Origin of the sequence: Actinokineospora inagensis DSM 44258 (assembly GCF_000482865.1) — a bacterium.
Classification (GTDB): Bacteria; Actinomycetota; Actinomycetes; order Mycobacteriales; family Pseudonocardiaceae; genus Actinokineospora; species Actinokineospora inagensis.
Map to the genome: position 1 here is coordinate 16,235 of NZ_AXWW01000076.1, position 11,236 is coordinate 27,470.

General features: G+C 67.8%; 8 protein-coding genes. 2 read left to right on the top strand and 6 right to left on the bottom strand.

The window, feature by feature from the left end:
- Positions 1-715 precede the first annotated feature (715 nt).
- Positions 716-847 carry a hypothetical protein gene (locus H504_RS43705; protein ID WP_281173659.1) on the top strand — a complete coding sequence of 44 codons (132 nt, stop codon included), beginning with the start codon at positions 716-718 and terminating at the stop codon, positions 845-847.
- A gap of 372 nt (positions 848-1,219) precedes the next feature.
- Here the strand turns inward: H504_RS43705 and H504_RS0124000 are convergent, their stop codons facing one another.
- Both H504_RS0124000 and H504_RS36710 read right to left on the bottom strand, forming a co-directional pair.
- Complete coding sequence (locus H504_RS0124000) at positions 1,220-2,359, bottom strand: ROK family transcriptional regulator (RefSeq protein ID WP_051386203.1); 1,140 nt, start codon at positions 2,357-2,359, stop codon at positions 1,220-1,222.
- A 131-nt stretch (positions 2,360-2,490) separates the two neighbouring features.
- Positions 2,491-4,005 (bottom strand): hypothetical protein, encoded by a 1,515-nt coding sequence (locus H504_RS36710; RefSeq protein ID WP_051386204.1) that lies wholly within the window; start codon positions 4,003-4,005, stop codon positions 2,491-2,493.
- A gap of 377 nt (positions 4,006-4,382) precedes the next feature.
- On the opposite strand from H504_RS36710, the gene H504_RS0124010 reads away from it, so the two are divergent.
- Positions 4,383-6,416: a tetratricopeptide repeat protein gene (locus H504_RS0124010; RefSeq protein WP_026424855.1), complete on the top strand. Its 2,034-nt coding sequence runs from the start codon at positions 4,383-4,385 to the stop codon at positions 6,414-6,416.
- Positions 6,417-6,419: 3 nt separating this feature from the next.
- On the opposite strand, the gene H504_RS39010 is transcribed toward H504_RS0124010, so the two are convergent.
- From H504_RS39010 to H504_RS36725, 4 genes are all read right to left on the bottom strand, one after another.
- Complete coding sequence (locus tag H504_RS39010) at positions 6,420-7,052, bottom strand: hypothetical protein (RefSeq protein WP_051386205.1); 633 nt, start codon at positions 7,050-7,052, stop codon at positions 6,420-6,422.
- 90 nt (positions 7,053-7,142) lie between these two features.
- A complete protein-coding gene (locus tag H504_RS0124020) occupies positions 7,143-7,730 on the bottom strand; it encodes a DUF4082 domain-containing protein (protein WP_035305765.1) in 588 nt (195 codons plus the stop codon).
- Positions 7,731-8,838: 1,108 nt separating this feature from the next.
- Positions 8,839-9,189 (bottom strand): hypothetical protein, encoded by a 351-nt coding sequence (locus H504_RS42670; protein WP_035305769.1) that lies wholly within the window; start codon positions 9,187-9,189, stop codon positions 8,839-8,841.
- Entirely contained in the window at positions 9,186-10,655 is a 1,470-nt protein-coding gene (locus tag H504_RS36725) for a DEAD/DEAH box helicase (RefSeq protein WP_211239394.1), read from the bottom strand. Before H504_RS36725 ends, H504_RS42670 begins: the two co-directional genes overlap by 4 nt.
- Positions 10,656-11,236: the final 581 nt, after the last annotated feature.

Sequence of the window (11,236 nt, forward strand, 5' to 3'; positions counted from 1 at the left end):
TCTCCGCCGCCCACGGCATCACCCGCATCCACCGCATCGTCACCGCCCACGGCGCCCGCCACCACACCCACGACATCCCCACCGTGCTCCCCGGCGCCCGCCACCACCGCATCACCCCCCCACACCCCACCCCACAACGACAACGTCGAACACCACAACCACATCCCGAGCGAGGAATACCTCCACACCCGCACCTGAACCAGCAAACAGCAACGCACCGACACCCTGACGGCCTGGACCGTGCACCACAACCACCACCAGCCCCACACCACCACCGGAAACCAACCACCAACCACCCGACTCCACACCGACACCACCAACATCACGGCCTCATACAACTAGTCGTTCAACCCAGCGGGTTGGCCGGGTATGCAGGTCGAACCCGACCAACCCGCTGGGGCGAGCCACCAGTCGCGCGGTGAGTGGCCAGCACTGGGTGCCAACCTAGGTACGGGTAACGCCACGATCGGGGTGATTGACCTGGTGTGAGCTGCCGGAGCGCTGAGGCTAGTGGCTCGACCCAGAAACAGTGGTCACGCCTCGATTTGCCCACGACGTCCCTGGCTGCGTTGCCGAAACGGCCAAGTGTGTCCAGTACGAGGTCGTTGCGGCGCCTTGCCAGAAACGCCGTGGACAGGCCGACATCCGGCCAACCCTCCGGGGCGAGCCAGTAGTGGATTGTCGCGGCTCACTCTTGGGGTAGAGGGTGGTGGAGTTGGACGCGTACGTCGTCGATGGTGAACTGTCGGCGGACCTGGCGCCGTTCGGCGTTGGTGTAGCCCCATGCGGCGAGTTCAGTGTTGAGGGTGTCGAGGTCGCTGACGCGGCGGTCGAGGCATTGCCGTGACAGTGCGGACAGCTAGTGACCCGACCCAGAAGGTTGGCCGGGTCTCGATCTGCCCACGGCGTCCTGGCTGCGTTGCCGAAACGGCCAAGTGTGTCCAGTACGAGGCCGTTGCGGCGCCTTGCCAGGAACGCCGTGGACAGGCCGATACCCAGCCAACCTTCTAGGTCGAGCCGCTAGGTAGGGGTCGGTCGAGCGGGGAGGGGGGCGGCGTCGAGGGTCAAGGGCATGCTCGTCCTGGTGTGGTAGCCCGAGGTCTTGGCCGTCCTGCGCGTCGACCTTGTCCTGGTGGTCCGGGGTTCGGTGAGCTCGGGGAGTAGCCGCCGCTGGGGTGGTGTCCGGACAGGATGACGTTGGTGCTCGTGTCCACAGAGGTCATGAGCCGTGCTCGAAGGTCGGGGAGCTCACCACGCTCTGGATGGCCAGGCAGGCCGCCCCGGTCGCCCACATGTCGTGGTCGACCTCCACGAACACCAGTTCGCAGTGGTCGGCGGCGGACGGCATCGAGTGGGTTCGCCATGCCGCGCGCAGGGCGGGCTCGACCAGGTCGCGGGTGCGCACGCCCTCACCGGAAAGGATGATCTTGTCCAGATCGAGCAGGTTGCCCAGGGTCGCCAGGCCCCGGCCGAGCGCGGTCCCCGCGTCGGCGAACACCGCGAGCGCGTCCTCGTTGCCCGACCGGGCCATCCGCATCGCGCGCACGATCGACCGGCAGGCGAGGCCCTTCTCCTGCAGGGCACGGACTATCGCCGGGAACGAGGCGACGGCCTCAAGGCAGCCGTACTTCCCGCAGGTACACAGTGGACCGTCGGCGACCAGTGGGATGTGGCCGAGTTCGCCCGCCATCCCGGTCGAACCGGTGTGCAGTTGGTTGTCGAACACGAGTCCGCAGCCGACGCTGAGCCCGAAGGTCACCACGGCGAACGACCGGACGTCCCGGCCCGCCCCGAACCAGCGCTGCGCCACCGCGAGGGCGTTGACGTCGTTGTTCACCACCACCGGCAGCTCCACCGCCGCCGACAGCCGGTCGGCGATGGCCACGTCCCGCCAACCCAGGATCGCCGACCACACGCAGGTCCCGCTGTCGCCGTCCACGTGGCCGCTGAGGCCGACGCCGACCCGGGTGATCGGCACCCGCCCGGTCAGCTCGGCGCAGATCTCCCGCATCGCCTCGATCGCGTCGTCCGGACTGGGCTGGTCCAGGGTGCGCTCGGCCCTGGCCAGCACCTGCGACCCCATGTCGGTCAGCACGCCGGTCGCCCCGCGCGGCGACAGCTTGATCCCCACCACCGCCCGCTGCCCCAACCTGGCCCGCAGCATCCGCCGTGGCCTGCCCGGCCCGGCCGTGACCAGCGCCCCGTCCTCCACCAGTCCGGCCGCCACCAGCGGCGCCACCACCTTGGTGATCCGGGATGTGGACAGCCCGGTCCGCTCGGCCAACTGCGCCCGGGAGATCGACTCCGCGCTGAGGATCGCCGCCAACACCCGGCTCCGCGCCACGTCCCCCGGCACCATCCGGCCACCTCCCGTATCGGACACAGTGTCCCGGCGCCGGTGCCCCGGCGACGCACCGGCCCCAGGTTCGGTCGACCGGCCTCATCGCCCCGAAATCGCGATCCCCAGTGGACGAGAACCCGACACTGTCCTCAGTGGACAACCAGTTCGCCGGACGCGGCACCCGCCGAGATCGTGATCCGGGACGGCCGAGGCGCGGGGAGCAGGGACCACCAGTGCAGCGCCGCCGCCGCGACCGACGTGGACACGGTGCTGTCCACGACGCGAACCTGCCCATCCCGAAACGCGACGACAGTCGTCATCTTCGTCAGGCGCGGGGCGTGGGAGTCGACCGCGGTGACAGCCAGACGAGCGCCGGGATAGCGGTCCAAGAGGGCGTGAGCGTGGGTGGTGGCACTGGTTCGGTCCGGGAACGGGGAGCTGGACCAGATGGCGGAGGCGCTGTCGATCAGCCCGATTTCTGGGCTCATTTCGTCCGCCGCGAGGGAACCGTCGGCTTGGCGGGCGGTTGTGCGAGTGAGGGTCAGGCACGCGGTGTCGTCGGTGACCTCGGCGTGGGTTGTCGTCCGGTAGTGCGTGGGTTCGGTGAACTCCGGGCTGCTCAACGGGATTGGCTCGGGTGCCATGCACTCGGGCGGGGGGAGGTCGAGGATGCGGTAGAAGAGGTCGTCCATCGCCGCGGGTTCGCGGTGGTCGAAGATGGCGTTGACGGCGTCCTCGGGTGGGACCGGCACGTCACCGGGTAATCCGTTGAGCCGGGGCAGCGTGGTGAGCAGCCGGGCGAGCGGAGAACCCGGGACAACCTCCGGGCCACCGTCTGCGGCGAGCAACACCGGTCGACGGGCTGCGGCGGCGTAGCAGGTCAGCGATCCGTGGTCGGACACGACCACGTCGGTTGCCAACAGGGCGGGCCGCCAGTCCTCATCCGGTCGGATCAGCACCAGACCCGCGCGGACTGCTCGCCGCAACCAGGCGCGGACCTGCAGCGAACCGTGCCGCTGCCACACGTTGGGGTGCAGCGTCATCGCCACTCGGTAGTGGTCGGCGGGTAGCGCGGTGACGAGGTGCTCGGCCAGGTCCGGTGTGGTGCCGAACAAGGAATGCGTGCCCCAGGTCGAGCAGAGCAACACCATCCGCCTGCCATCGGCATCGAAGGACGTGCGGTGCCGGTGGCGTTGCCCCTCGCTCGCCGTGATCCGGTCCAGGCACGGGTCCCTGGCCACCAGCGCGTGTTCCGCCAACCGCGCGTCCACCGACCGCAACGCCGCCACCTGGTTCCCGTGCGCCACGACGACGGTGTGCGGCAACACCCGACCGTCCACGACCAACGCGGACCGGTTCAGACCGGACACCACTCCGCCTGCCGACTGCCGGTGGTAACCGGCGCCGTGTGGCATAAGAACGACGGGCGCGTCGAGCAAGTGCAGATCGCTCTTGTCGCTGGCGGCGAGCGCGAGGTCAAACCGCTCCTGGCACGCGTTCTCCCAAGGTTGCCACAGCGCGCCCACAGCGGTGAGCTTGTCCGGCAAACCGGCGGCGAACACCGAACCGCCGTCAACGGTGAACCGCACCTCGACCCGGGAGTCGCCCAGCAGCGCGGGCACGACGTCCAGCAGCCTGCGCAGCGCGGCCGGGGTGCGCACCACGACCAGGACCCTCCGCAGTGGACGGATGGTGTCCCACTTCCCGCTCAGCGAACCGAGCCGTGCTCCGTGCTCCGTGCTCCGTGCTCCGTGCTCCGTGCTCCGTGCTCCGTGCTCCGTGCTCCGTGCTCCGTGCTCCGTGCTCCGTGCTCGGCGACTCTTACCATGGCCATGTCAGTTTCGCAGTGCCCCGAACGGGGAGCGTGCGTCGGCGCGCGGGTCCACCCGGTCAGTCCGAGGTGTTGGCGAGTGGCATGGTGATCTCCCGGGGCGGCGCGGCGCGGTAGGCGAACCGTAGCAATTCGTTGGCCGACTTGCCTTCGCCGCTCGGTCGCGTGCAGTACCGTGGTGTGCACGGATCGCCACAGGGGGCCGGTGAAGTGGGTACTGACGTTCACAACGTGCAGGCCGGGGTGGCCGCTCAGGTCGTGCAGGCGGGGCACATCGGCTCGGTCACATTTCAGCACGCCGAGCTGCCGAAGGTGGTTCCGGTGCTGACGCTCGGCGTCACGCCGCCGTTCGTCGACCGGGCCGAACACCTTGCGACACTGCGATCTCTGGTCAAAATTGACCCGATCTCGGGTCGACCGGTGGTGGTCGCGGTCCGGGGCATGCCGGGGGTCGGGAAGACCGCTTTGTTGCTGCAGGCGGCCACCGTGCTGGCCGCGCACTACCCGGACGGGGTGCTGTACGCGTCGTTCGGCGCGGGTGGCGAGTCGCCCGCCGACGCGCTGGGCCGGCTGCTCTCGTCGTTGGGTGTGCCGGATTCCCTTGTGCCGCCGGGTTTTCGCCGCCGTCGGGACCTGTACCGGTCGTTGACCGCCAAGCTCCGGTTGATCACCGTGCTGGACGACGTCACCGACGCCGCGCAGGTCGAGGCGCTGCTGCCGAACTCCGCCGCCGGGCTGGTGCTGGTCGCGAGCAACTCGGTCCTGTCCGACCTGCACGCCGATGGCGCGGTTCCGATCGTGCTCGAACCGTTGGCGATCCCGGACGCGGTAGCGCTATTGGGACAACTTTGCCCCGATGTCAGGGTTGATAAAGAGCCAGAGTCCGCTGTGGAGCTGGTCGAGCTGTGCGGTCGGCTGCCCATGGTGGTACGGGTGGCGGCGGCTCGGCTGCTGGAGCATCCCAAGTGGACCGTCGCCCGAGTGGTCGACGACGTGCGCGGCGCCGACACCGAGGTGCTCGACAAGGTCAACAAGCTGTTCGACGCCGTGTACGCCGACCTGCCCGACGAGGCCAGGGACAGCTACCGGGTGCTGGGCCTGTTGGTCGGCCCCGAGTTCGGCGCCGAGGTGCTGGCCGCCGTCGTCCGGCTCCCGGTCGCCCAGGTCCGCGCGCGGTTGGACAAGCTGTGCGCCGCCGCCCTGTTGGAGGAACGCGCCGACGACCGGTATGCCGTGCACCGCCTGGTCCGCGCGCACGCCCTCCGTGTCGCCGCCGAGGAAACGGATTCGGAAGACCGCGAGCGGTACCTGCGTCGGGCCGTCGAGTGGTGGTTGCTGGGCGCGACCGCCGCCGACGTCGCCGCCACCGGACGTGAACGTCTCCGCGTCGCCGACCCGCAGCGGCTGCTGGCGGGCAACGAGTTGACGATGGACGCGCGGTCCGCGCTGGCCTGGTTCGAGCGTGAGCACGCCAACATCGCCGCTGCCATGCGGGCGTGCGCCAAGCACGGCTGGCACACCTACGTCTGGCAGTTGTTCGAGGCCACGTTCGCCTACTACGACGCCCGCAGGCCCCTCGCGTCCTGGGTCGAGACCGGCACCCTGGCCGTCGAATCCGCTGAACTCGACAGCAACCCCGCCGCTGAAGCCCGTTGTCGCTGCCTGCTCGCCAAGGCCTACCAGGAACTTGAGCGCTACGACGATGCCGCCGTCGAGCTCCACCGGGCCCGGGAACTCGCCACCGACGATCGCCTGCGGGCGTCCACCTACGACTTCACCGGCAACCTCGCCTTGCGCACCGGCGACTACGAGGGCGCCTTGCACTGGTTCCAGTCCGCCCGTCAGATCAATATCGACCTCAACCGGGCTCGCGGCACCGCCCTGCAGACCCTGTTCGTCGGCCGCGCCCTCACCCGCCTGGGTCGCACCGACGAGGCCCTGGCCATGTTCACCGAGGCGACCGACCGCGCGACCGCCGCCGGTGCGGACAGCGTGGTGGCCAAGTCCCTCCTCGCCACCGCCGCCGCCCGCCCCGACGAAACCCTCTTGACGCGCGCCGAAGCCATCGCCACCCGCCTCGGCAACAGCGCGCTCCAAGCCGAAATCCACCTGCTCCGCGCCACCCAGGCCGAAGCCACCGGCGACACCCCTGCCGCCACCATCCACCGCACCGCCGCCGCTACCGCCTACGAACGCATGGGCAGCCCCAAAGCCGCCCGCCTCCTCGCGGGCACTGCGGATTAGCTCTTATCCCCGCAACACCGGCTCGCCGCCGATCAGCAGGTTGTGCAGCGCCTCCCCGTCAACCTTCCCCTCGTCATCCAACGCGTCGGCCACGACGAGCTCACCCACCGGCACGTCCGCCCGCGCCACCGAGGTCGCCCCCAGGTCACCCACGCCCAGGTACGACGGCAGTTCGAGCGCTCCCGCCAACGTCCCACCAACCCGGTCCGGCGCGCACTCGTCCAGCCACACCTGCACTGCTCCCCGCAGGTCCCCACCGAAGTCCAGGTACTTGTCCGTGTACTGCGCGAACAACACGTCAACCTCGGTGTTGCCCTTCACCACGATCTTCGGGTCACTCGCGATGCTGATCCCCTTGGCCCGCAGGTCCCCCAACACCACCAACGCGGCCGCCCCGTCGTCCTCGTCGTACACACACCCCGCCACCGTCAAATCCCCATCGACGATGTACCCGATGTCGTAGTCCCCCCACGGGTGCTCATCCCCGCCATTGAGCGGGAAGTTGCCCTCCACAACCGCGTCCCCCGCACAAAGCACGTACTCGCCCTCGTACAGGTTCTCCCACGTGCTTTCCGGTACCCCACGCTCCTTGAACAGCGCGACTGCCTCATCCCACGAGATCTCACTGAGCTCCACAACCCGCACCGTATACCCCCACGAATCACCGACGCCCAAGCCCCGTTCACGCATTCCACGAGCAGAACTCAGCAGGGTGACTGCTCCCGGTTAAGGGGTGGGTTCGAAGGTGGGGGAGATCTGGTAGTCGCTGTCGAGGTAGACCTGGGTTGGCGGGTCGGTGAAGCCCGACATGCTGTAGCCGAAGACTCCCGCGCCGCCGAGGTCGTCGTGGATCGCGGTGATCGGGCCCTGGGTGGTCTGCTCGGTGAAGTAGTTCTCCGCGACCGGGTAGTAGGGGCCGCTGAAGTGGTAGGAGACCGTGTACGGCCGGTACGGCGCCAGCCGCACGCCGGGGGAGAAGGTCACCTTGCCGGTGGTCAGGTCCATGTCCGCGTAGGCCAGCCGTTCGTTGTCGTCCCACAGGTAGCCCCTGGCCCAGGTGACCTCCGGGCCGAGTCGGGCGGTGAACCCGGTCAGCGTGCCGGGGCGGTCGACGAAGAAGCGGAAGCCCAGGTCGGGGCTGTAGGGCTCCTGCACGTCGAAGACCGGGCTCCCCTCCTTGGGCGGGCTGGTGAAGGTGCAGGGGCAGGTCACCGGGCCGGGCGGGGTCGTCGAGTCGACCCGCACGTAGTAAGTGCGCGGGTCGCCCCACTGTTCTTCCCACGCCGCCCGGGTGACCACCTTGAGCGGCCCCACCTCAGTCGGCGTGTAGGTAAGGCTCCACTGGCCGCCATGGTCAAAATGGGTCCAGGTAATCCCACCGTCGAGCGAGACGTCGGACTGGGTAGTGCGGGTGCCCTCCCCCTCAAAGGAACCCCCCACAATGGTGACCGGCTGACCAACCGGAACCACCGTCTCCCGCCCCGGGCTGGTAACCCACAAAAACGGAGCCGCATCAGCCGCCGCAGCCGTCACCGGCACCACCGAAACCAACGCCACCGCCACCACGACCGCGCCAAGCACACCCCGCCGCACCATCAGCACCAGCACTCGCCCCCCAGATGCGCACAGCCCAAACCCACTGAGCGACAACGTATCGAAGCCACCCCTCAGCCCGAACGCACCCAGACGGGTGACGTTCCAGCCCACACTGGACCACCGAGCAACCAGACTGCATTGGATCACCGGGCGGGAGGTCGCCGGCCCACACGTGCCCCCCGCTGGGGGGTCCGGGGGCGAAGCCCTCCGGGCGGGCCTGGGGTTGCACCCCAGAAAAATGACGAGCGACCCAGTTCGCGCCTTCCGCGAACATGGGTCGCCAGAGTCTCGTGCCCCCGGCAGGAGTACCAAAGGATGGGAACAGGGCTGACCAGCGGTTTCACACCGGCAGCTTGGTGGTGGAGTCAAGGTTCGGGCTGTCCAAGCCCGAGTAGTACCCGTTGGGGGCGGGCTCAGACCCGTCCCCACGTCGGGCGTTGGACGCGGGTCCTAGACCGCTGTTGTTGCGCGTCCAGCAGGACGGGCCGAGCCTGCAACCGTCCGTCGCGGGCCACCGCCTCCTCGCCCGCCTTCAGACTTAACCGGGTCGGCGCATCGGGGCCGCTAGCTGCACCGTCAGGTGGCCTGGTTACGCACCGGCACCGCTTACGGCCTGAGCCTGGGAAAGTTCGTTCCGCAGCTTCTGTAGCCGAAGCAGAGCCAGGTCGATGAACTTCTCGGCACAAGCGATGCAGTAGTGCTCGTGGCTGCGTCCAACGGTTATCTTGAGCCGCAAGTCTCCCTTGGAGATCACGTGCTTGCTGTTGTGTTGACAGGCGTGCCGCTTGAGGGCTTGGTCGTCATGCGCAGGAGGAGTGACTTCGGCTTAGCCACCGAACACCTCCTCCTCGACCTCGGCCACGATGCCGTCCAGCTGCTCAGTGATCATGTCGATCTCGGCCTGGCTGAACTCGCTGCGCTCCTTCGGGCCGCGTCCCACTACCGCGTTGACCTTCTTATCGACGGCCGCCTTCACGATCACCCAGTTGCTCTGGCCAAGGTGCTTGGTGTCGAGATCGCGGCCTTCGGGGTTCATGTCGTGTTCGCGGATGAGCCTGCCCGCCCGCGTCCTGATCGTCTCGTCCAGCCAGGTGCGCGAAGCCTGACGGCGTGCCTGCTTGGTGACTGGGATGGGCTGCAACTGCTCGATCGCCTGCTTGTAGTCCTCGGGAGTCACCCCGGCCTCTGCCAGCAGTTCAGCGCATCCTTCAGCCGGCCGTCGGACAGCAGCGGCAACTCCTGAAGCGTCACCGTGCCCGGCTCGACGATCCGCACGGCGTCCGGGTCACGGTTGCGCGCCATCTCATCAGTCGGGTCAACCTCACGACTCGGCTGAATGCCTACCGGAACGTCCTCGGTCAGGAGCTTGAACCACTCCTGATCAGCCTCGGCGAAGTCCTTGAAGTCCTCCCACGCCTTCACGGTGTTGGCGCCCGCATGGAAAACGACCGAGCCATAGTTGAGAGGATCACCCGGAGCCTGCTGCTTGATCACTCGCATGATGCGCCCAACGAACTGCACGAACGGCGACAGGCTGGCGAAGATGCTGAACACCGCGGCGACCGACAGATACGGGTGGTCAAACCCTTCACCAAGCATGCGCACCTGCACGATGACGTCCAGGTCGTGGCTCTCCAGCTTGTCCAGGACGGCATCGTTGGCCTTGGAGTCCTCGCGGCTGTGAATGTAGTCAGCGTGCTGGCCGCGTTCGGCGTAAGCCTTCACGATCTGCTTGCAGTGCTCCATGTTGAGAGCCGAAGCGATGATCTTGAGATGATTCTCGCCAGTCGCCTTACGGAGTCGGCGCAACTCGGTGATCGAGGCGTCAACGATGGTGTCCAGCGTTTCCTTTGAGCTGACGATGCTGCGACGGAAGTCGGCGTCCTCCTCGCCCAGGCGGCGCACCTCATCGAGGCTGACCTCGACCTCCTTGCCGTCCTCGCGTCGTACGTAGCGCAGTGACGACGGGTTGAGCACCAGGCCCTTGACGTGCTTCACAAAGCCTTGCTGCACCGCTCGGTAGATCGGGTAGGTGTAGACGATCTCGCCGGACATGAGGCGACCGTCGGAGCGGGTCGGCGTGGCGCTGAAGCTCACGATGCGGGCTGCCGGGAACTTGGCGCGTAGCACGTCGCAGCTCTCGGCGACGTTGTGATGGCCTTCATCGAAGAGGATGAGGTCGAAGAAGTCTTCCGGCAGGTCAGCGAGCCACTTGTTGTCAGCCCCGCCGCGCTGGAGTTGCTGGATGTTGGTCACCACGACGTCAGCAGCGTCGAGGTCAGAGCGATTGGTCTTGGAGCCGCGGATCTCGGCCGGCTCGGGGTACTCAGGCCCTGGCAACACCTCGCACTTGCGGTAGAACATGCCCGGGTCGGTCGGGTTGAAGTCGCGCAGCAGCTGCGTGGCGATGCGCAGCCCCGGCGCGATGACCAGTACGCGGCGAGCTTTGAGCGCGAATGGCGCGAGCGTGATGAGCCCTGACTTGCCACACCCCACCGGTAGCACAATGCCCGCTTCGCGATGGTTGTTGATGTCGTCGAAGTGATCAACGATGGCGTCATACGCCTCTGTCTGCGGTTCACGCAGGCGGGCATTGCCGTCGATGGTTGGGATGAGGTGCTGAAAGGCGGGTTCGTCGCTCAAGTGAAATTTCCCCTTGCCCAGAACAATGGATATTGGGCGGTTGCTGATGATTTTGTTACGAAAGGCAGCGTTTTTCGCCAAGTCGCCCTAACTGTTTCCCGGCTAGCGCGCCCCGCTCAAACCGTCCTGGCTTGTACGCGTACGTCGCGCATCGCCCGCCGAGCGTTACAACGGGACAGCAGTACAGCAACCAGCCCCCTCGGGCACCTGTGCGCGTTCACTTCCCGCCCGTACACCTCCCCAGCAGCCATCGTCGCCGCCAGGATCGCCTCAGTATCGGTACGGTTTCAGGAGAAGCCGTCGGTGGTGCTGTCGTCGTGGTCGGCGGCGCTGGACATGCTCTTCACGTCGTGGAAGATCGCGGCCCAACGCTGCTCCTGGGTGCACTGGGCAGCCGGGGGTGTCCGTGACGAGGCATTGTTCGGAGGCCAGTGGCGGCGGCATTGCCTCCTGTCGGTTGGTGATCTCGGTACGTGCCGCCGCCCTGGCCGGACCTCGGGGAGGGCACCAACCTGCGCGAGACCCGTTCTGCGGAGGGCCGGACCTCGGGGAGGGCACCAACCTGCGCGAGACCCGTTCTG

Bases quoted from the DNA above. Each gene is read 5' to 3' on its own strand.
- H504_RS0124000 (WP_051386203.1), bottom strand. From the start codon at position 2,359: ATGGTGCCGGGGGACGTGGCGCGGAGCCGGGTGTTGGCGGCGATCCTC.